The organism is Pseudomonas sp. Sample_22 (assembly GCF_004307635.1).
Classification (GTDB): Bacteria; Pseudomonadota; Gammaproteobacteria; order Pseudomonadales; family Pseudomonadaceae; genus Aquipseudomonas.
The window spans coordinates 1-21840 of sequence record NZ_RCNY01000084.1; the positions used below are offsets into that span (position 1 = coordinate 1).

Below are 21840 nucleotides of genomic sequence, written 5' to 3' on the forward strand. Positions count from 1 at the left end.
CCCGCGGCGCGGTCGGCAATGTCATGCCGTTTCCGATGCCGATGCCTGAGAAGTAGGCAGCAGCAGCTAGCGAGGCTTGTTGTGGCGAGGGAGCTTGCTCCCGCTCGGCTGCGCAGCAGTCGCAAGGCCGAAACTCGCGGTGTGCGCGATGTGTCAGACGGCGTGTGATTGCAGGATTAGGGCCGCTTCGCGCCCCAGCGGGAGCAAGCTCCCTCGCCACAACAAGCTCCCTCGCCACAACAAGCTCCCTGGCCACAACAGGTTCCCTGGCCACAGCAAGCTCCCTGGCCACAACAAGCTACCTTGCAGTCAGCAGTGCTCAGGGCAGTGGCGCGAACGGTGTACGCCCGTCGGCGCTCTGCAATTCCATCAAGTATTTACGGAATATTTGCCCAAGCACCTGGGTCGCGACTTCCAATTCTTCGCGGGGCATTTTTTCGGTGACTTCGTCAGCGGTGTCCAGTGCCTCTTCAGCGCCGTTGACCGCCGCCATTTTCAGCAGGATGTAGGCCTGGACGTTATTGGCCGGCACGCCTTCGCCATGGAAGAACATGCTGCCAAGTTTGAATTGCGCCTGAGCGTGGCCTTGCAATGAGGCCTTTTCGAAATAGCTCAGGGCTTGGTTGAGGTCGCGCGGCGCGGTTTTGCCTTCGTAATAGAATTCACCCAACTCGTATTGCGCTTGCGCATCCCCTTCATCCGACGCCTTTTGGCAGGCAGCGAGTGCCTGTGCCAGGTCTTGCGGCTGGGTATTGAGGGTGCAGCGACCCATCGCTGGGATTAACAACGAGTTACCGCCTGCTTGTGCGAGCGCGAGCAGGGGCTGAAGGAGCAACAGGCAGCCCAGTGAAAGGGCGCGGCCGGTGCGGTTCATGGGAATCGACTTACCTCTGAAGGGCGCGCGGACCCATCGAGGGGATCCAATAAGCGCGCATTATGAAATAAGCAGGGCCAACCTTACAAAGTCTTTACTCGTTTTTCTGCTGCGCGGGGAATATATCGCCCACTTGCGGGGGATTATTAGCAGATGAGCAGGCAAAAGGGCAGGAGTGCAGGTGAAAGCTGACGCCGGCATTGGCCGGCGCCAGTACGACAGTGTTACTTCAACGCAGCAAATGCGCGCTCGGCGGCATCCAGTGTCAGCTTCAATTCGGTTTCGCCGTGGGCGATCGAGGTGAAGCCTGCTTCGAAGGCGCTCGGCGCCAGGTACACGCCACCTTCGAGCATCAGATGGAAGAAGCGGCCGAACAGGGCGGCGTCGCTGGCCATCACGTCATCGAAGGTCACGATGTCGTCGGCGCCGCTGAAGTACAGACCGAACATGCCACCGGCCTGGGTGGTCACGAACGGAATCCCCGCGGCATCGGCGCGCACTTGCAGGCCATCGAGCAGGCGCGTGGTGTAATCGGTCAGCTCGGCGTGGAAGCCCGGGCGGCTGATCAGGCGCAGGGTCGTCAGACCTGCCGCCATCGCCAGCGGGTTACCCGACAGCGTGCCTGCCTGGTAAACCGGGCCGAGCGGAGCAATGCGCGACATGATTTCGCGCTTGCCGCCAAAGCACCCCACGGGCATGCCGCCACCGATGATCTTGCCGAAGGTGGTCAGGTCCGGCGTCACGCCGTAGTAAGCCTGGGCACCCCCGAGGGCGACGCGGAAACCGGTCATCACTTCGTCGAAGATCAGCACTACGCCGTGCTTGTCGCACAGGCTGCGCAGGCCTTCGAGGAAGCCCGGAGCCGGAGGCACGCAATTCATGTTGCCGGCCACAGGCTCGACGATGATGCACGCCACGTCCTGGCCGACTTCGGCGAGCATGGCCTCAACGGCATCGATGTCGTTGAACGGCAGGGTCAGGGTGTGTTTGGCGAACGCTGCCGGCACACCGGCCGAGCTCGGCACGCCTTGAGTCAATGCGCCGGAACCGGCCTTGACCAGCAGGCTGTCGGAGTGGCCGTGGTAGCAGCCTTCGAATTTGATGATGCTGTCACGACCGGTAAAACCACGGGCCAGACGAATCGCACTCATGGTCGCTTCGGTGCCGGAGCTGACCATGCGCACCATTTCCATCGACGGCACAAGGGAGCAGACCAGATCAGCCATCTGGGTTTCCATCTCGGTCGGCGCGCCATAGGACAAGCCGTGCTCCAGTTGCTTGCGCACTGCGTCGAGCACGTCCGGGTGGCTGTGGCCGAGAATCATCGGCCCCCAGGAACCAACGTAATCGACATAACGCTTGTCGTCTTCATCCGTGACGTAGGCACCTTCGGCGTGTTTGAAGAACAGCGGCGTGCCGCCGACGCTCTTGAACGCGCGAACCGGCGAGTTCACGCCACCGGGAATGTGTTTCTGGGCATTGGCAAACAGGGTTTCGGAACGAGACATGTGTGGACTCTCAAATCAGATTTTCAGTAATTCATTGAATGCGCGGGCGCGGCGGGTCACTTCAGCCGTGCTTGCCGCGCCGAACAGGCCATGCACTACGGCCAGCAGATCAGCCCCGTGGGCCACCAGCGGAGCAGCGTTTTCCAGGGTGATCCCGCCGATCGCGCAGATCGGCAGATGCAGTTGCTTGCGGGCCTGGTCGAGCAGGTCGAGGCTGCAGGTCGGTGCGCCGGGTTTGGTGTTGGAGTTGAAGAAGCGGCCGAAGGCGACGTAACTGGCGCCCTCTTTTGTGGCTTGCTCGGCCAATTCGATTTGCGCGTGACAGGTCGAGCCGATGATCGCTTTGGAGCCGAGCAATGCGCGGGTCGGCGACAACGGGCCATCGGTCTGGCCCAGATGCACACCGACGTTCAGGCGAGCGGCCAGTTCGGCATCGTCATTGATGATCAGCCGGGTCTTGTAGCGTTCGCACAGGCTGCGCAAGGCTTCAGCCTCGCGCAGGCGGCGGGCCTCGTCGTTGCTCTTGTCGCGGTACTGCAGCAAGGTGACGCCGCCTTCCAGCGCCGCCTCCACGTACTCAAGCAATTTACCGCGCAGAAGATCGCTGTCGGTAATGGCGTACAGGCCACGTAGTTTCATCAGGCAAGCCTCAGCGCAGTACTCATTGAAAGTTACGAACAAAAATCCAGTGGCAAGCGACGCGGCACAAACTGTCCTTTGCCCAACTGCTCGGCATCACGCAGGGTGCGCCATGTGTAGTTAAGCGCGGTCTGTACGGCACTCGCGAGGTTTTCGCCCTGCGCCAGACGACCGGCAAGGGCGCTGGCCAGGGTGCAGCCGGAACCGTGATAACTGCCCGGCAGACGCTGGCAGGTGTAGGTTTCGCGCAGACCGTCGCGGGTGTACAGGCGATTGTGGATTTCAGTTTCGTCGCCATGACCGCCGGTGATCAGCAGGTGTTTGACGAACGGCAGCAATTTCTCAGCGCACTGGTCCGCGGTGCCTTCAGGCAGTTCGGCGAGGATGCGGGCTTCGGGAAGGTTAGGGGTGGCGATGATCGACAGAGGCAGCAGGCGTTCGCGCATGGCGTAGCCGACTTCATCCTTGCCCAGTCGTCCGCCGCCGCCGGCGCGCAACACCGGGTCGCAGACCACTGGCAGGTGCGGGTGCGCTGAAAGCAGTTCGACCACGGTGTCGACCATTTCCAGGGAACCGAGCATGCCCAGTTTGACGGCCGCCACTTCGGAGTCGTTGAGCACGGCATTGGCCTGGGCCAATACCCACTCCCGGTCGAGGACGCGGAAATCAGTGACATTGACGGTGTCTTGCACGGTCAGGGCGGTGACGGCCGGAGCCGCATGGCAACCCTGAGCGAGCAGGGCTTCGATATCTGCCTGCAAGCCGGCGCCACCACTTGGGTCGTGGCCGGAGAGACAGAGGACAACGGGGCGAGAGCTGTAGATATTCATGGTGCGCGAGCTTACCACCAAACATCTTTTTTCGGGTGTGGCGACATAATCTGCCGAGAGCGCTTGCTCTCGCTCGGCTGTGCAGCCGTCGTAGTGTTGTGCGATAGGGTGTCGCTGGCAGAATATTTCAGGGCTGCTTCGCAGCCCAGCGGGAGCAAGCTCCCTCGCCACAAATAGGTATCTGACCAAGTCAACAGCTCTATCTCAACAATCTTCGCTGGAACGCCCGTTCTAGAGCCTTTGCAGGAAATATTTCTGTAGTGCTCAAAGGCCATCAGCGGCTATGCTAGAGTGGATCCAAACAAATAACAGGCAACACCGGTTTTACGTCTACTCAAAAGGAATGGGGGGCTTCCTGACAGAACCGGACAGGCCACGCTGGGGCATAAATGCGCTATTTGCTGATGTTGCTGTTGTGTTTGCCCATTTTGGCGAACGCCGTCGAATTCGATGAGTTCACTCAAAGCCTTCCCCTGGGCCAATCCCTGCAAGTGTTTGAAGACGCGGACGGTCAGGCGAGCATTGCCCAGGTGCGCGCGCAAGCGGCGGCCGGCCACTTCCAGCCTCATGACAAAACTACGCTCAATGCCGGTTATTCGCGCTCGGTGTTCTGGCTGAAGATCGACCTGCAATACCGTCCGAGCAACCCGTCGGCGCAACGTACCTGGCTGCTGGAACTGGCCTATCCCCCCCTCGATCACCTCGATCTGTATTTGCCCGATGCTGCCGGCGACTATCAGTTGGTCAGGCAGACGGGCGATGCCTTGCCGTTCTCCACTCGTGAGGTTCGCCAGAACAACTACCTGTTCAACCTGGACTTCACTCCCGGCCAGACGCAAACCGTTTACCTGCGCCTGCAAAGCCAGGGTTCGATCCAGGCGCCGGTCACGTTGTGGTCGAGCACCGCCTACCTCGAAGAGCAGCCTGTGCGACTTTATGTGCTGGGGCTGATTTACGGCGTGTTGCTGGGCATGCTGGTCTACAACCTGTTCATTTACCTCAGCGTGCGTGACACCAGTTACCTCTACTACATCTTCTATATCGCTTCGTTCGGCCTCTATCAGTTGTCGGTGAATGGCGCGGCTGTGCAGTATTTCTGGCCAGACAATCCCTGGTGGGCGAATGCCGCGACGCCGTTTTTCATTGGCTGCGCGGGGTTGTTCGGCAGTCAATTCGCGCGCAGTTTCCTGCAGACAGCCACCCACAGCCGCTGGCTTGACCGCATGCTGCTGGCGTTGGTGGCGTTCAGTGCGCTGGTGGTCGGGTTGTCGCTGATGACCAGTTACGCCCTGGCCCTGCGTCTGGCCACAGCGCTGGCATTGACCTTCACCGTCGTCATCTTCGCCGCAGGAATATTTGCCTGGCTGCGCGGGTTGCGGGTGGCGCGGTACTTCATCATTGCCTGGTCGGCATTTTTGCTCGGCGGTATCGTCAATACGATGATGGTGCTGGGGTATCTGCCGAACGTGTTCCTGACCATGTATTCCAGCCAGATCGGCTCTGCCATCGAGGTGGCGCTTTTGTCCCTGGCCCTGGCAGACCGTATCAACGCCATGCGCGAACAGCAGGCGCAAACCCTGTTAGACGCGGGGCAAAAGCTTGAAGTGCTCAACCAGCAATTGGCTCACAGCAACAAGCTCAAGGACGAATTCCTCGCGACCTTGACCCACGAGTTGCGCACGCCGATGAATGGCGTGATCGGTTCGCTGGAGTTGATGCAAACCGTCGAGATGGACCCGGAGCTGGAGCAGTATCAGCAAACCGCTTCCGGGTCGGCGCGCGAAATGATGCGCATGGTCAACGGCATCCTGACCCTGACCGAGTTGCAGGCCGGCAAGCTCAAGGCGACGCCGTCGACCTTCAGTTTGCGCGGCGTGGTCGAGGCGTTGCGTGTGCAGTTCGAGGGCAATGCGTCGAGCAAGTCGCTGGACTTCAAGGTCGATGTGGCGCCCGGTGTGCCTGATCGTTTGCACGGTGACAGCGCCAAGCTGGCGCAATGCCTGGAATGCCTGCTGGATAACGCCATCAAGTTCACCCGGGTGGGCGGGCTGGCATTGCGGGTATCCGGGAAGACGGTCAAGCCCGAACGGTTGGCGTTGTCGTTTGCGGTGATCGACACCGGTATCGGTTTCACCGATCTGGGTGAGGCGACGATGTACCAGCGTTTTTTCCAGCTCGACGGATCGATGACCCGTGAATACGGTGGTCTCGGGGTCGGCCTGGCGATCTGTCGGCAACTGGTCGAATTGCTTGGCGGTCGACTGACTCACCGTTCGGAGCCGGGGCGTGGCAGTCGCTTCCAGCTCGATGTCGAGTTCGAAGTGCCGGCGACAGAGCGTCCTTCAACACCTGCCAAGGCCCCGGATCTTGCGCGTCTGCGGCTGCCGCAGGACTGCACGGTGCTGTTGGTCGATCACAACAACGTCAATCAACTGGTGATGCGTGGCATGTTGCTCAAGCTCGGATTTCGGGTGCGCACCGCAGACAGCGGCAGCTCCGCGCTGGATTTTCTGCAACGAGAAACCGTTGATGCCGTGTTGCTCGATCATGAGTTGCAGCCGATGGACGGCGTATCTGTCTGCTGCCAGATCCGCGCTTTGCCGGGTTGCTCGCAGTTGCCGGTTTTCCTGATTGCCCAAGGAGTGGATCGCGAGCGTTGCCCGACCGGTGCGTTGATTGATTACCTGAGCAAACCGGTGAAATTCGAAGACTTGCAGGTGGCGCTCTACCGCCGGGTGCTCTGTTCGCAACAGGGCGAAAGCGCCGACAGTTAGGCAGATATGACACTTTTTTCAGCCGGGGGGCGGTGCTTAACTGAAATCCCTTGGCTGACCAAAAGAGCCCTGTCATGAACCTGCATCAGTTCGCCGAAACCCACGAAGTCACCAACCAGCCACCGTCATTGGACGGTGCCAATCTGTATCGCATCGACTTGCCGTTACAGGAGTGGTCGCGGCGTTTCGGTGCCGGTTGGGCCGAGTCGCGTATCGATGCGTACGGTGCACTGGCCGGTGGACCGTTGATGGAAGCGGGGTTCCTGGCGAATCAGAACAAGCCACTGTTCAACAGTCATGATCGATACGGGCACCGCATCGATCTGGTGGAGTTCCACCCGGCTTACCACCAACTGATGCGCACGGCTGTCGAGCATGGCTTGACCTCATTGCCTTGGGCGCATCCACAGTCCGGCGCCCACGTGGCCCGTGCCTCCATGACGTATCTGCACAGTCAGGCCGAAGCCGGCAGCGGCTGCCCGCTGACCATGACATTCGCCAGTGTTCCGGCGCTGCGCCTACAGCCGGATTTGGCGGAAAAATGGCTGCCCAAGGTTCTGGCCACCGAATACGATCCGCGCAACGTCGGCATGGCCCACAAGGCCGGTGTCACCATCGGCATGGCCATGACCGAGAAACAGGGTGGCACCGATGTGCGCGCCAACACCACCAAAGCCTATCCGGTGGGCGCCAGTGGCCCGGGGCAGGCTTACGAACTGGTGGGGCACAAGTGGTTTTGCTCGGCGCCAATGTGCGATGCCTTCCTGACCCTGGCACAAACGGACAAGGGCCTGACCTGTTTCCTGCTGCCGCGCCATCGCCCGGACGACACGCGCAATCAGTTCTACATCCAGCGTTTGAAAAACAAGCTCGGCAACTGCTCCAACGCGTCCAGCGAGGTGGAATTCCGTGGCGCCCTGGCGTGGATGGTCGGCGAAGAGGGCCGTGGCGTGCCGACGATCATCGAAATGGTTGCCATGACCCGGTTCGATTGCATGGTCGGTTCCAGCGCCTTGATGCGCCAGGCACTGACCCAGGCCAGTCATCACTGCGCTCACCGCTCGGTGGGCGGCAAGCTGCTCAGTGAGCAGCCGTTGATGCAAAACGTGCTGGCCGATTTGGCGCTGGAGAGCGAAGCGGCGCTGGCGTTGAGTTTGCGCATGGGCCGGGCGCTGGATCATCTGAATGATTCCCGGGAAGCCAAATTCGCTCGGCTGGTGACGGCCGTGGGCAAGTACTGGATCTGCAAGCGCGCGCCGGCCATGATCAACGAAGCCGCCGAATGCATGGGCGGTGCCGGTTATGTCGAAGACAGCATCTTGCCGCGCCTCTACCGCGAGGCGCCGGTCAATTCAACGTGGGAAGGCTCCGGTAACGTGCAGTGCCTTGACGTTTTGCGGGCGTTGTCCAAAGAACCGGGTGTGCTCGATGCGTTGTTCAGCGAATTGGGCGATGGGCATGGCGACAAGCGCCTGGCTGCGCACATTGATCAATTGCAGACGGCGTTCAAAGACACCAGCGACATTCAGTATCGTGCCCGGCAGTTGACCGAGGACATCGCGCTGGGATTACAGGCCAAATTGTTGCTGGAGGCGGGGAATTCGGCGGTCAGTGATGCGTTCATCGCCAGTCGCCTGAGTGGCGGTGGCCGGGTGTACGGCGCGCTGCCGCGAGGGCTGGATGTGGAGGCCATTGTCGCCCGCTCGACTCCACAAAATTACTAATCCCAACACCCCTCCTGTGGGAGCGGGCTTGCCCGCGATAGCGGTCTATCAGCCAACATTCCTGTTGAATGATAAATAGCAATCGCGGGCAAGCCCGCTCCCACAGGTTTTTTGTGTCTTTGGAATTGTTGTGCAGCCAACACGCCACTGTTCCCGTGAAGCGACGATGCAGGCAAGATGAAGGTCTGCAAGTCAGAACACAGGATGCTGATCGTGACCGAAGCTTTTATTGTCGTTCAAACCGCCGAGCAAGCCGTGGATCGGCTTGCGCTTTTGCACAATCGTGCAACCACCGCGCTGAACCAGGCGCTCAAGCGTTATCTCAAGGATCGCGTCGAGCCCGATGCCGAGCAGCGTGCCCTGTTCCGTTATCCCGAATTACGCCTGACCTACCATTGCCAGGGTGAAGTCCCGCAGACCACCCGCGCCTACGCCAAGGTGCAATTGCCAGGCACCTACAGCGTCACCGTCACCCATCCGTCGGCGTTCCGAAAGTACCTGCTGGAACAGCTGGTCCCGTTGATGCACGACTTCACCGTGACCGTCGAAGTCGGGGTCAGCGAGCAGAACATTCCTTATCCGTACGTGGTCGAGCAGGGCGATGAGCTGGCCGGTTCCGGCGTGACCGCTGCCGTGCTGGCGCGAGTGTTCCCAAGCACCGATCTGTCGGCCGCCACCGATGGCATTGCCGACGGCCTGTACGACTGGGAAAACACCCATCCGCTGCCGCTGGCCCTGTTCGACGCGGCGCGGGTGGATTTTTCCTTGCGCCGCCTGGTGCATTACACCGGCAGCGACTGGCGTCATGTGCAGCCGTGGATCCTGCTGACCAACTACCACCGTTATGTCGACCAGTTCATCGTCCATGGCCTGGAGCAGTTGCGCAACGATCCGCGTTTTGTGCGCATGGTATTGCCGGGCAACGTGATCATCGAAAAAAGCATGGACCACGGTGAAGCCTCGGCGATTGCTGCCGGCGTGGTCTGGCACCGTTACCAGATGCCGGCCTATCACCTGATCGCCAGCGACGGCCACGGCGTGACGCTGGTGAATATCGGTGTCGGCCCGTCCAACGCCAAGAACATCACCGACCACCTGGCCGTGCTGCGTCCGCATTGCTGGCTGATGATCGGTCACTGCGGTGGCTTGCGTCAGTCGCAGACGATTGGCGATTACGTGCTGGCGCACGCTTACATGCGCCGCGACGGGATTCTCGATCGCGTCGTGCCGCCGAACATTCCGATCCCGGCCCTGGCGGAAGTACAGATGGCCTTGCAACAAGCGGCGGCGAACATCACCGGCGAGAAGGGTGACGAGCTGAAGAAACGCCTGCGCACCGGCACCGTGTTGACCTACGACGACCGCAACTGGGAGTTGCGCTGGGCGCAGGAGCGGCCGCTGATCAACTTGTCCCGCGCCGTGGCGGTGGACATGGAAAGCGGCACCATCGCCGCTCAGGGTTATCGCTTGCGGGTGCCTTATGGCACGTTGCTCTGCGTCTCGGACAAACCCCTGCATAGCGAGATCAAGTTGCCAGGCTCGGCCAACGCCTTCTATGAACGCGCAGTCAGCCAGCACTTGAAGATCGGCATTGAAGCAGTCGATCTATTGCGCACCGAACTCAACTCGCTGCACTCGCGCAAACTGCGCAGCTTCGACGAGCCGCCGTTCCGCTAACGGTTGGTCATGGTCATTTGGCGGTCAGGCCACTAGCATAGTGGGCCCTGACCGTTAGATGTTCTCTTCGCCATGTCTCGTCCTCCACGCCCCGTTTCCCGCCGCCCTGGCGCGAAGCCTTCGCCTTCAGCCCCGCGCCGTGTCGCCAAGGCGCCACCCGCCGAACCGAAGCTGATCCTGTTCAACAAACCGTTCGATGTGCTGACGCAATTCAGCGACGGCGAAGGGCGCGCGACACTCAAGGATTACATCGATATCCCCGGGATTTACCCGGCAGGGCGACTGGATCGCGACAGCGAAGGGTTGTTGCTGTTGACCAATGACGGCCAGCTTCAGGCACGGATCGCCGACCCGAAACACAAACTGGCCAAGACTTACTGGGTGCAGGTCGAGGGCGAGCCGAGCGCCGAGCAGTTGCAGCGCTTGCGTGACGGCGTTGAATTGAACGACGGCATGACCTTGCCCGCCGAGGCGCGGCAACTGGATGAGCCTGAGCTGTGGCCGCGCAACCCGCCGGTACGCTTTCGCAAAAGCGTGCCGACCCATTGGCTGGAGTTGGTGATTCGCGAAGGTCGCAACCGTCAGGTGAGGCGCATGACGGCAGCGGTCGGCTTGCCGACGTTGCGGCTGGTTCGGGTCAGGATCGGTGACTGGACGATCCAGGGGCTCGATCAGGGCCAGTGGAAGGAAGTGCCGGCGCGTTTATAAGGTGCCGGATTCGATCATGCCGATCACTACACTCTTGATCACGAACGCGGCCACGCCCAGGCCCAGCACGAAGAACAGGATGAACGAGCCGAAACGCCCGGCCTTGGATTTCTTCGCCAGATCCCAGACGATGAAACCCATGAAAATGATCAGGATGCTGACCAGTCCGGTCATCATCCACTCTTCGAATACTGCAGGATCCATCGAACTTCTCCAGCGCGGGCGAGGCTAAAAGGGCGCGGGGAGTATACGCCCGGCAGGCGGCGTGCAGTATGGGCCTGCGGCGGTGTGTCGCAGCTATTCATCGCCCGGCCCGGCCCCATCGCTGGCGAGCCAGCTCCCACAGTGCTTTGTGTTGATCACAATATTTTGTCCAACACAAAACCTGTGGGAGCTGGCTTGCCAGCGATTGCGTAATTAGCTACGCAGATGAGTCAAAGGCAGTTCAGTGCTGTTCAACACCTGATTCAGCACGAAACTCGAGCGCACACTGGTCACGCCTTCAATCCGGGTCAAGTGACCGAGCAGCAGTTTCTGATAGTGATCCATGTCCGGCACCACCACCTTGAGCTGATAGTCGGCATCCATACCGGTCACCAGGCTGCATTCCAGCACCTGGGGCAAGGTGCGAATGGCCTGTTCGAAATTTTCGAAACGCTCCGGCGTATGGCGGTCCATGCCGATCAGCACGTAGGCCGTCAGGCTCAGGCCGAGCATCTTGCGGTCGAGCAGGGCGACCTGGCGGGAGATGTAGCCGTCGTCTTCCAGTTGCTTGACCCGACGCGAGCAGGGTGAAGGTGACAGGCCGATGCGTTCGGCCAGCTCCTGATTGGAGATGCGCGCATCGCGCTGCAATTCAGCCAAAATGCTCAGGTCGTAACGGTCGAGTTTGCTCATCAAACGATCCCTTGTCGTATCTATTGCGGCAGATTATCTATCCAGGGTTAAAAATTGCGCAAGTGATGTTTATTTCAGCAATCTTCGCAATCCTCTGCCGGCGCCACGAGCCTATTCTTATCACCAGAATCACTGCTCGGACAAACAGTCCAGTGCGACTCGCCCAATCAGGCCAGTCGCGGCCGCCACCCCCCACCGGGGATGCGCAGGCCCCCGAGCTACACACTGTCCAGAAGACGGCGTGAGGTGAGCCGGCGTCAAAAGCGTCGAGCACGGACGAAGTTCTCAAGGGGAGGCCGACGGGTCTCCCCTTTTTCTTGCCTGAAATTTGCCGCCCGGGCCTCAATAAATAAGTTTCGCGACTGATAACCTGTTGCAGAACCGGCCTGTGCATTTCCAGTCTTACGTGCAGGAGCGAGCAGACTCGCTCCTGCAGAATCCGTCCCCGACAGCCATTATCTGCAGTGAGGAATAGCATGAAGTCGCGCATCTGGCGTTTGGCCGGTGTTGGTTTGCTGTGTGTCAGTGTCACTGCGCAATCGCTGGCCGATGAGCCGCAGAACCGTGGCCCCGACGGCGGGCAACGCGGCGACGGCGGTCGTCAGGGCAACAATAATCCGGGACATGGCGCTAGCAATCAGCCGCGCCCGCAGAATAACGAGATCATTCGTGGCGACAACAGTCGCCAGTTCGAGCCTAACGGCCAGAATCAACCTCAGAACAACGGCCAATGGCAGAACCGCCCACCACCTGACTACAACAGCCGTGTGCGCTCGCCGCCGCCACCGCCGCAACTGCCGGCCAACGACTTGCCGATTCAGCCTCGGCCCGACACCGTGCAGCAAACCCAGGAACCGCGCCGTGGATACTACAAGGATGAACCGCGGCGCAATGACCCGAACCCGCATTGGAATGGCTACATCGGCGCACCGTCCAATGGCAGCAGCCAGTGGCAAGGTCGTCCGAGCGGTCACGGCAATGGCTGGGGACCTGGCCCGCAGTATCGGCCGGGGCATGTGATCGACCGCTTCCCGGATCGTGACTACCGGGTGCCCTATGGCGGTCGTGATTATTTCTATTCCGGCGGCTACTGGTATCGCCCGCAAGGCCCGCGCTATGTGGTGGTCCAGCCGCCACGCGGGATACGCATCCAGTATTTACCCGACTATGCCCGTGAAGTCTGGATCGGCGGTTCGCTGTTGTTCCTGGCGGCTGGCTCTTACTACGCCTATCAGGAAAGCACGCGGGATTACGTGGTGGTCGAGCCGCCCGGACAACCGCTGGCGACCGGCAATGGCTATGACGTGGAGGCTTACCCGGCCAACGGTCAGTCGCCGGAGCAGGTCAATCAGGACGGCTACGACTGCTACCGCTGGGCGGTGGAACAAAGTGGTTTCGACCCGCGCGTCGACACCTATCAACCGGACCCGACCGTGGTGCAAACCTACCGGCAGGCCCAGGGCGGGTGTCTGAGCAGTCGCGGTTATCGAGTGACGTTCTGAGCCCGGGCGGCATTGACCACTTCCTGCGGGTCGGCGTGCACCAGCACTTCGGCTCGAGGATAAGCGGCGTGAATCGCATCAGCGGCCTGATCGCTGATGCCATGGGCAACTGACAGGGTCAGTTCTCCCGGCAATTCCAGATGCAGTTGCACAAACCATTGGTTGCCGGAAATCCGTGTGCGCAGGTCATGGGCGCCCAACACCCCGGGCACGCTGCAGGCCAGTTCGAGCATGTGCTGGCTGACATCCGGCGGCAGTTCTTCATCCATCAATACCGCAAAACTTTCCCGGGCGATCTGCACCGCGCTCCAGAAGATGTACGCGGCAATTCCCAGACCGAACCAGGGGTCGACCTGATGCCAGCCAAACCCGGCCAGCACCAGTGCGACCAGAATGCTGCCGTTGAGCAGCAAATCCGAACGGTAGTGCAAAGAATCGGCGCGCACCGCGTTGGAGCCGGTGGCCTTGACCACCCGATGCTGCAACATCAGCAGCGCCAGGGTCATCACCAGCGAAAAGACAATCACACCAATGCTGATCCACGGTGCGCCCACCGGTTCCGGATGCTTGAGCCGCTCGAACGCCTGCAACGCAATCAGCACCGCGCTACCGCCAATGAACAACGCCTGCGCCATACCCGCCAGCGACTCGGCCTTGCCATGCCCGTAGCGATGATCGTCGTCGGCCGGGCGCAAGGCGTAGTGCACGGCCAGCAGGTTGAGCAGCGAAGTCACGCCGTCGAGTGCCGAGTCGGTGAGCCCGGCGAGCATGCTCACCGAGCCGCTCAACCACCAGGCGATGGCTTTGGCGATGATCAGCGAGCAGGCCACCGCCACCGAGGCACGGGTCGCTAGCCGCAACAGGCGGGCGTGTTCGGAGCTGGAGATCATGAGTGCGGCTATTCCTTCATGGGCACCGGTTACGCGGCGGGTTGCAGACCGAGCAGGGCCAATTGCTGAGTGCTGCCCTTGTGCTGGATCAGGCGTGGATCGTCCAGCGGGAAATGGCGGCCGGTTTCACGTTCCAGAATAGTCTGCAACTTGAGGTTATCGACCTTGCCGTCGGCGCCGATGGCTTCCTTGAGTTTTTCCGGGGCGACTTGCGCGGTTTCTCCCGGTGCGTAGTAAATCGCGCCGGTGGCGAAGTCCACGGCAAACGCGATCAGGCCAGGCACGATGTAGAACAGCAGGCCCACGGCATCAAGCACGGCAATGGCCGGGTCGATCTTGCCGTCGATCTGGCCACGGCGGTCCGGGTAGAAAATCGAACCGCAAGCGGTGACTTGAGTCAGTAGCGTCGCGACCAGAACACCGCCGATCAGGCGAAAGGGAACACGCATATGAAATCTCCTGAGTTATCTCAAAACGAAACGTCGTCGATATGAATTAGGACCCTGACAAACGCCCGGCAGTTCGCCGTTATACTCGTGCCTCTGTTTTGGAGCCAGCATGATTTCTTTGCCGATTGATGAAGTTTTACCCGCCCTGCGTGAAGCCTTGGCCAAGCGCCACGAAGCCGTGCTCGAAGCACCGCCCGGCGCCGGTAAAACCACCCGCGTGCCTTTGGCCTTGCTCCATGAACCGTGGCTGGCGGGGCAGACCATCCTGATGCTTGAGCCACGTCGCCTGGCGGCGCGGGCGGCGGCGGAGCGGTTGGCCAGTGAGCTGGGCGAGAAGGTCGGCGAAACCGTGGGTTATCGCATTCGGCTCGACAGCAAGGTGGGCCCGAAGACCCGCATCGAAGTGGTCACCGAAGGCATCCTCACCCGGCGCTTGCAGGATGATCCGGCGTTGGAAGGCGTGGGCTTGCTGATCTTCGATGAATTTCACGAACGCAGTCTCGATGCCGACCTGGCGCTGGCCCTGAGCCTCAATGGCCGGGAATTGTTCCGTGACGATCAGCCGCTGAAAATCCTCTTGATGTCGGCAACCCTCGAGGGCGAACGCCTTGCCGGGTTGCTCGACGATGCACCGATCCTGCGCAGTGAAGGGCGCATGTACCCGGTGGCAATGCGCTGGGGCCGACCGTTCCAGGCCGGTGAATTCATCGAGCCGCGACTGGTGCAGACCATTCTCGAAGCCTTGAACGACGAAACCGGCAGCGTCCTGGTGTTCCTGCCGGGGCAGGCGGAGATTCGGCGTGTGCATCAGCAACTGGCCGACGCGCTGGGTGACAACCCACAGGTTTTGCTTTGCCCGTTGCATGGTGAATTGGATCTGGCCGCGCAACGTGCGGCGATCGATCCGGCGCCACCGGGCAAACGCAAGGTGGTGCTGGCCACCAACATCGCTGAAACCAGCCTGACCATCGACGGCGTGCGCGTGGTGATCGACGCCGGGCTGGCGCGGGTGCCGCGTTTCGATCCCGGCAGCGGCATGACCCGTCTCGACACCCAGCGCATCTCCAGGGCCAGTGCCACGCAGCGCGCCGGTCGGGCCGGGCGACTGGAACCGGGTGTGTGTTATCGCTTGTGGTCGCAGGATCAGCACGAACAACTGGCGGCCTATGGCAGTGCGGAAATTCTCTCGGCGGATCTGGCGGGGCTGGCCTTGCAACTCGGCCGCTGGGGCGTGACGCCTGGGCAATTGGTGTGGCTCGATGTACCGCCTGCCGCCGCGTATGCACAGGCGCAGGATTTGCTCGAACGTCTGGGGGCACTGGAAGGCGAAACGCTGACCCGTCACGGCCAGGCCATGGCCGAATTGCCGGCGCACCCGCGCATCGCCCATCTACTGTTGCGCGCTCAGGCGCTGGGATTGGCGGACATGGCTTGCGATGTCGCGGCGTTGCTTGGCGAACGCGATATCTTGCGCGGTGCCGGGGCGGATCTGCACAGTCGACTGGTGTTGTTGTCGGGTGAAGAACGAGCTGCCCGCGGCGCTCAGGGTGGCGTGCAGCGAGCCCGGCAACTGGCGCGGCAGTATCGCGGTTATCTGCGTGGCAAGGCGTCGGAACCGGTCGCCGACCCCGATCATCCGCGCTGGCTCGGCGCGTTGCTGGCGCTGGCCTATCCCGACCGCGTCGCCCAGCAGCGTCGTGCGGGCGGCGCCGAATATCGTTTGGCCAACGGTCGCGCTGCGTTGTTCGCCGAAGCGGACAGCCTGATGAAACAACCGTGGCTGGTGATCGCCGATCTGGGCAGTCGTCAGGGCCAGCGCGAGGAGCGGATTTATCTGGCGGCGGATTTTGATCCGGCGCTGTTCGATTCGGTGCTGGCGGAGCAGGTACGTTGCGTCGATCAACTGGATTGGGATGAGCGCGAAGGCGTGCTGCGCGCCGAGCGCCAGCGCAAAGTCGGTGAGCTGATCCTCAGCCGCGAACCGTTGACCGGTCTCGATGAAACGGCTCGCAGTCAGGCACTGGTCAATCTGGTGCGACGCAAAGGCCTGGAGCTGTTGCCGTGGACGCCGGAGCTGCGTCAGTGGCAAGCGCGGGTGGCGTTATTGCGCCAACTGGATCTGGCCGGCAAGGGCGACAGCGAATGGTCGGATGTCAGCGACGCGGCGTTACTCAAAAGCCTCGAACACTGGTTGATGCCGTATCTGGGCAAGGTCTCGCGGCTCAGTCACTTCGCCAATCTCGACCTGTCGAGCATTGTCCACAACCTGTTGCCATGGCCGCTGCCGCAACGACTTGACGAATTGGCACCGCATCACTTGAGCGTGCCGTCGGGCTCATCGATTCGTCTGGATTACAGCGAACAGCCGCCGATTCTCGCGGTGCGTTTGCAGGAGCTGTTCGGCCTGGCCGAAACCCCGCGCGTTGCCGGTGGTCGGCAAGTGGTCAAGCTGCACTTGCTGTCGCCGGCGCGGCGGCCGGTGCAGGTGACCCAGGATCTGGCGAACTTCTGGCGCAGTACCTATGCCGAAGTGAAGAAGGATTTGAAGGGCCGCTACCCGAAACACTATTGGCCGGACGATCCCTTGGTGGCCGAGGCCACGGCACGGATCAAACCGCGCAAGAGCTGAGCTAATCGTGGGCCAGACCAGTTTTTTCCTAGCCCAAAGCCACAAAAAACCTGCTTTCTCCCTTTCCAGTGCATGAACAGAATGCAATGGCGCGTGCATTGGAATTTTAAGGAGTGAGTCATGACGTTTTCGATTATCGGACGCTGCCCGGAAACCGGGCAGCTCGGTATTGCCATCAGCTCTTCAAGCATTGCGGTCGGTGCACGTTGCCCCTGGGCGCGGGCGGGGGTCGGTGCGGTCTCGACGCAGAACATTACGTTGCCGGCTCTTGGGCCGCAGATCCTCGACCTGCTGGAGCATCAGCATCTGCAACCTGACGCGGCGCTGGACAAGGCGCTGACGTCCAACGGCTGGAGCCAGTACCGTCAAGTCACGGTGATCGATGCGTCGGGCAGGATTGCGCTGTTCAGCGGCAAGGAATCGCTGGGTGTGCATAACGCGGTGAAGGGCGAGCAGTGCGTCGCGGCGGGCAATCTGCTCAGCGACGTGCGAGTCATCGAAGCCATGGTCGGGGCATTCGAGGCCGAACCGGGCCAGTTGGCGGACCGTTTGCTGGCGGCCATGCACGCGGCCATGGCGGCCGGTGGCGAGGCCGGGCCGGTGCATTCCGCCGCGCTGAAAGTGGTGGGTGACCATACGTGGCCGATCATCGACTTGCGGGTCGACTGGGCCGAGGAAGATCCCATCGGTCAGCTTGACGGTCTCTGGCAGGCTTATCGACCGCAAATGCAGGATTACCTGACGCGCGCACTCAACCCGACGACGGCACCGAGCTACGGAGTGCCCGGGGATGAGTGAGGCGTCCAGTCGCGACGTGTTGGAACGTCTGATTGGCTTCGCCACTGTCAGCCGCGATTCCAACCTCGAATTGATTCGTTTCATCGAGGCGTACCTGTCCGGGCACGGCGTTCAGAGCGAACTCTTCTTCAATGAAGAACGGACCAAGGCGAATCTGTTCGCGACCATCGGCCCGCTCACGTCCGGTGGCGTAGTGCTTTCCGGTCACACCGATGTGGTACCGGTAGACGGGCAGGCGTGGACGGTCGATCCGTTCCATCTGACGGAAAAGGATGGGCGCCTGTACGGCCGTGGCACGGCGGACATGAAAGGGTTCATCGCCTCGGTGCTCGCGGCGGTGCCGACCTTCGTCCAGCGTACGCTTCTGAAGCCGGTGCACCTGGCGTTTTCCTATGATGAAGAAATCGGCTGCCTGGGTGTCAGGCCGATGCTCGCCGAGCTGGAGAAGCGGCCATTCAAGCCCTGCCTCTGCCTGATCGGCGAACCGACAGAACTCAAGCCTGTGCTCGGTCACAAGGGCAAACTGGCGATGCGTTGCGAAGTGCGCGGTGCAGCGTGCCATTCGGCGTATGCGCCTTATGGGGTCAACGCGATCGAGTACGCCGCGCAGCTTATTGGTCGGCTGGGCGTGATCGGTGAACAGCTCGCGCATCCCGACAACCACGATCAGCGTTTTGATCCGCCGTTTTCGACGGTGCAGACGGGAGTGATCAAAGGTGGCCGCGCGCTCAACATCGTTCCCGCCGAATGTGAGTTCGATTTCGAGGTCAGGGCGCTGCCGGACTTCGATGCACAGGGTGTGGCGGACCAGTTGCACGCGTTCGCCCAGGAACAACTGTTGCCGAAGATGCGTGCGGTGCAAGCGGAAACCGACATCCGCTTGCGCCCGCTGAGCGCCTATCCCGGGTTGGCGACACCGCCCGAGAGTGAAGCGGCGCGGCTGCTGGCGCTGTTGAGCAATTCTTCAGCGTTTGGCACGGTCGCGTTTGGCACCGAGGGCGGGTTGTTTGATCAGGCTGGCATTCCCACGGTGGTTTGCGGACCTGGCAGCATGGATCAGGGGCACAAGCCTGACGAATTCATCGCACTGGAGCAGTTGAACGGTTGCGATGCGATGTTGGTTCGGTTGGCTGATTACCTGTGTGGCGACATCTCACTGTAGGAACCGGCTCGCTCCTACAGGGGGGCTGCGACTTTCTGGCTCAGTTGTTCGCGGCAAAAATCCACGAACAACTGTGCAGGCTTGGTCAGTTGGCTGCGTTTCAAATGGGCCGACGCCAGGCCGGACAGGGTGACCGGTTCCTTGATGTTGACCGATATCACCTTCTTGCCATCGTAGGTGCACTCCGAGTGCGGGCGGGTGACCAGGATCGAGAAGCCGAATCCCTGGCCGACCATGCCCCGCACCATCTCGATAGAGGGTGAGCTGAAGACGATGTTGGGCGTCAGTTCCAGTTCGTGGAACAGGCTGACAAAGTAGGTCCGGCTCGGCTGCACATCGAGAAGAATCATCGGCTCGCTGCACAGGTCGCGCAGCGACACTTCTTTCTGGTCGGCAAAACGGTGGCCTTCAGGCAACAGCACATAGGGCTTTTGTGGCGGCATCAGTGGCGTGGTCTGGATGGTGCCGTCCAGATCGTGATCGTAGAGGAAGGCCACGTCGAACGTGCCGGCGGTCAAACCTTGCACCAGCTCTTGTTGCTCGCCGTCGCGAATGCGGATGTCCACGCCCGGGTAAAGCTTGCGAAAGCCGGCGATCAATTGCGGCAGGTACAGCGGGGCTACCGTCTCGAAGCAGCCGATGTCGATTTGTCCCGACACCGTATCGTTATCGGCCAGCGCATTCTGTTCAAACTCCCTGGCCATCCGCAAAAGCTCTTGCGCCTTGTGATAGAAGCGCGTGCCGGTGGGGGTCAGGGACACACCCTGGGCGTGGTGGCGGATGAATAACTGGACGTTGAACGACTCTTCCAGGCTTTTGATCGCCGTGGACACCGAGGGCTGCGCGATGTACAGCTGCCGCGAGGCTTCAGCGACGCTGCCGGCTTCTACCGTTGTGACGAAATACTTGAGTTGCCGCAATGTATAGGAAGCCACACGCACCTCGTTTTGCTTTGTTTTGCGGTGAAGGCCCGGATGACCGTCGCACGGATTGTGGACTGAACCTTACCCTATGAGCGTTCCAGGCTGGGCAAGCGCTTGCCAAGTTTTTTCTTATACCCCGAGCACATTTTTAATAATTTTCCTCTTCGCACGGTTGCCGCACTATCTCTACAACCTCTGATAACAACCCCGACCACCCTGGCGGTCGTAAAGGGAGCGTAGCGTGTTCGACCTCGACTATTGGCAGCAACGAGCTGCCCGGCAAACCTTCTCTGACAAAGCCTTGATCGATGGCCGGCAGGTCGCTGCGTCTTCAGGCGCAACTTTCGATTCGATCAACCCGGCGACCCGTCAGTTGCTTGCCCGTGTCGCCGCGTGTGGCGAAGTGGAAGTGGAACTTGCCGTGCGCAGTGCGCGTCGCGCGTTCAACGAAGGCCCGTGGGCGCGGATGGCACCGGTCGAGCGCAAGCGCGTGATGTTGCGTCTGTCCGAGCTGGTGCTGGCCCATCGCGAAGAGCTTGCTTTGCTCGACTCGCTGAACATGGGCAAACCGGTGATGGATGCCTACAACATCGACGTCCCGGGCGCGGCGCATGTGTTTGCCTGGTACGGCGAGTCGCTGGACAAACTCTACGATCAGGTCGCGCCGACCGCGTCATCGGCGCTGGCGACCATCACCCGCGAAGCGCTGGGTGTGGTCGCCGCCGTGGTGCCTTGGAACTTCCCGCTCGACATGGCCGCGTGGAAACTGGCACCGGCCCTGGCGGCCGGCAATAGCGTGGTGCTCAAACCCGCGGAGCAATCGCCGTTCTCGGCGTTGCGTCTGGCCGAACTGGCGCTGGAAGCCGGTTTGCCGCCGGGCGTGCTGAATGTGCTGCCGGGGCTCGGCGAGTCCGCCGGCAAGGCCTTGGGCCTGCATCCGGATGTCGATTGCCTGGTGTTCACCGGCTCGACTCAGGTGGGCAAATACTTCATGCAGTACGCGGCGCAATCGAACCTCAAGCAGGTCTGGCTCGAATGCGGCGGCAAGAGCCCGAGCCTGGTGTTCGACGATTGCCGTGATCTCGATCTGGCGGCGGAGAAGGCGGCATTCGGCATCTTCTTCAATCAGGGCGAGGTGTGTTCAGCCAATTCGCGGCTGTATGTGCAGGACACGGTCAAGGATGAGTTTATCGAGCGTCTTCTGGAAAAAGCCAAAGCCTGGATGCCTGGCGATCCATTGAATCCTGCCAGTGCTGCTGGCGCCATTGTCGATTCGGCCCAGGCGTCGCGGGTAATGAGTGTTATCGAGCGCGCTCACGAAGACGGCGCCCGATTGCTCACCGGCGGGCGTCGCTTGAATTTCAACGGTTCCGACAACTTTATCGAGCCGACCATTTTTGCCGATGTCGATCATCAATCGCACCTGTCGCGCGAAGAGGTGTTCGGGCCGGTACTGGCGATCTCTACGTTCGACACGGAAGAGCAAGCGGTGCGATTGGCCAATGACAGCATCTACGGGCTGGCTGCCTCGGTATGGAGCGATGACCTGAACCGCGCGCACCGCGTTGCACGGGCGTTGAAGGCCGGCACTGTTTCGGTGAACACCGTGGATGCCCTCGATGTCAGCGTGCCGTTCGGTGGCGGCAAGCAATCGGGGTTTGGCCGGGATCTGTCGTTGCATTCGTTCGATAAGTACACCCAGTTGAAAACCACCTGGTTTCAATTGCGTTAAACATCTACTGAACAATTACCGCACGCTGATTGTGTGCGGCTTGAAGAATAAAAAAATGTCACCGCACGGAGAGTCTTCCGTGTACTTGCGGCTGCGTGGCCGTGACTGCCTCAGTAACTAACCA

18 protein-coding genes are annotated in these 21840 nt (G+C 61.1%); 9 read left to right on the top strand and 9 right to left on the bottom strand.

Features of this window, described 5'->3' with window-relative positions; genetic code table 11:
• Nucleotides 1-319: 319 nt before the first annotated feature.
• The 4 genes from D8U73_RS22340 to D8U73_RS22355 form a co-directional block, all read right to left on the bottom strand.
• Nucleotides 320-874, bottom strand: coding sequence for a tetratricopeptide repeat protein (locus D8U73_RS22340; protein ID WP_056855789.1), 555 nt, complete (start codon nt 872-874; stop codon nt 320-322).
• Nucleotides 875-1098: 224 nt separating this feature from the next.
• Nucleotides 1099-2382 carry a glutamate-1-semialdehyde 2,1-aminomutase gene (gene hemL, locus D8U73_RS22345; RefSeq protein WP_056855788.1) on the bottom strand — a complete coding sequence of 428 codons (1284 nt, stop codon included), beginning with the start codon at nt 2380-2382 and terminating at the stop codon, nt 1099-1101.
• Nucleotides 2383-2397: 15 nt separating this feature from the next.
• Complete coding sequence (thiE, locus tag D8U73_RS22350; RefSeq protein ID WP_056855787.1) at nt 2398-3021, bottom strand: thiamine phosphate synthase; 624 nt, start codon at nt 3019-3021, stop codon at nt 2398-2400.
• Nucleotides 3022-3053: 32 nt separating this feature from the next.
• Complete coding sequence (locus D8U73_RS22355; RefSeq protein WP_056855786.1) at nt 3054-3851, bottom strand: hydroxymethylpyrimidine/phosphomethylpyrimidine kinase; 798 nt, start codon at nt 3849-3851, stop codon at nt 3054-3056.
• A gap of 389 nt (nt 3852-4240) precedes the next feature.
• Here D8U73_RS22355 and D8U73_RS22360 point away from each other — a divergent pair, with 389 nt between their 5' ends.
• From D8U73_RS22360 to D8U73_RS22380, 4 genes are all read left to right on the top strand, one after another.
• Nucleotides 4241-6625: a hybrid sensor histidine kinase/response regulator gene (locus tag D8U73_RS22360; protein WP_130905822.1), complete on the top strand. Its 2385-nt coding sequence runs from the start codon at nt 4241-4243 to the stop codon at nt 6623-6625.
• A gap of 74 nt (nt 6626-6699) precedes the next feature.
• Nucleotides 6700-8349: an acyl-CoA dehydrogenase family protein gene (locus tag D8U73_RS22365; RefSeq protein WP_056855784.1), complete on the top strand. Its 1650-nt coding sequence runs from the start codon at nt 6700-6702 to the stop codon at nt 8347-8349.
• Between the two features lie 177 nt (nt 8350-8526).
• A complete protein-coding gene (amn, locus tag D8U73_RS22375; protein ID WP_177336594.1) occupies nt 8527-10026 on the top strand; it encodes an AMP nucleosidase in 1500 nt (499 codons plus the stop codon).
• Between the two features lie 72 nt (nt 10027-10098).
• On the top strand, nt 10099-10734 hold the full coding sequence (locus D8U73_RS22380; protein WP_130905824.1) for a pseudouridine synthase: 636 nt from the start codon (nt 10099-10101) through the stop codon (nt 10732-10734).
• On the opposite strand, the gene D8U73_RS22385 is transcribed toward D8U73_RS22380, so the two are convergent.
• A complete protein-coding gene (locus D8U73_RS22385) occupies nt 10729-10938 on the bottom strand; it encodes a DUF2788 domain-containing protein (RefSeq protein ID WP_056855782.1) in 210 nt (69 codons plus the stop codon). The genes D8U73_RS22380 and D8U73_RS22385 overlap by 6 nt on opposite strands.
• A gap of 213 nt (nt 10939-11151) precedes the next feature.
• Nucleotides 11152-11631: an Lrp/AsnC family transcriptional regulator gene (locus D8U73_RS22390; protein WP_056855781.1), complete on the bottom strand. Its 480-nt coding sequence runs from the start codon at nt 11629-11631 to the stop codon at nt 11152-11154.
• Between the two features lie 476 nt (nt 11632-12107).
• Here D8U73_RS22390 and D8U73_RS22395 point away from each other — a divergent pair, with 476 nt between their 5' ends.
• Complete coding sequence (locus tag D8U73_RS22395; RefSeq protein WP_056855780.1) at nt 12108-13133, top strand: DUF6515 family protein; 1026 nt, start codon at nt 12108-12110, stop codon at nt 13131-13133.
• Here the strand turns inward: D8U73_RS22395 and D8U73_RS22400 are convergent.
• On the bottom strand, nt 13115-14023 hold the full coding sequence (locus D8U73_RS22400) for a cation diffusion facilitator family transporter (protein WP_130905825.1): 909 nt from the start codon (nt 14021-14023) through the stop codon (nt 13115-13117). The genes D8U73_RS22395 and D8U73_RS22400 overlap by 19 nt on opposite strands.
• A gap of 29 nt (nt 14024-14052) precedes the next feature.
• Complete coding sequence (locus D8U73_RS22405) at nt 14053-14472, bottom strand: hypothetical protein (protein ID WP_056855778.1); 420 nt, start codon at nt 14470-14472, stop codon at nt 14053-14055.
• A 109-nt stretch (nt 14473-14581) separates the two neighbouring features.
• Between D8U73_RS22405 and hrpB the strand changes: the two genes are divergently transcribed.
• The 3 genes from hrpB to argE all read left to right on the top strand — a co-directional run bounded on the left by hrpB (nt 14582) and on the right by argE (nt 19061).
• Nucleotides 14582-17101 carry an ATP-dependent helicase HrpB gene (hrpB, locus tag D8U73_RS22410; protein WP_130905826.1) on the top strand — a complete coding sequence of 840 codons (2520 nt, stop codon included), beginning with the start codon at nt 14582-14584 and terminating at the stop codon, nt 17099-17101.
• A gap of 120 nt (nt 17102-17221) precedes the next feature.
• Nucleotides 17222-17899, top strand: a complete 678-nt coding sequence (locus D8U73_RS22415; protein ID WP_056855735.1) for a DUF1028 domain-containing protein — start codon at nt 17222-17224, stop codon at nt 17897-17899.
• Nucleotides 17892-19061 (top strand): acetylornithine deacetylase, encoded by a 1170-nt coding sequence (argE, locus tag D8U73_RS22420; protein WP_130905827.1) that lies wholly within the window; start codon nt 17892-17894, stop codon nt 19059-19061. The genes D8U73_RS22415 and argE overlap by 8 nt, the downstream gene beginning before the upstream one ends.
• Nucleotides 19062-19075: 14 nt before the next feature.
• On the opposite strand, the gene D8U73_RS22425 is transcribed toward argE, so the two are convergent.
• Entirely contained in the window at nt 19076-19996 is a 921-nt protein-coding gene (locus D8U73_RS22425) for a LysR family transcriptional regulator (protein WP_056855733.1), read from the bottom strand.
• 229 nt (nt 19997-20225) lie between these two features.
• On the opposite strand from D8U73_RS22425, the gene D8U73_RS22430 reads away from it, so the two are divergent.
• On the top strand, nt 20226-21716 hold the full coding sequence (locus tag D8U73_RS22430) for an aldehyde dehydrogenase (RefSeq protein WP_056855732.1): 1491 nt from the start codon (nt 20226-20228) through the stop codon (nt 21714-21716).
• Nucleotides 21717-21840 lie beyond the last annotated feature (124 nt).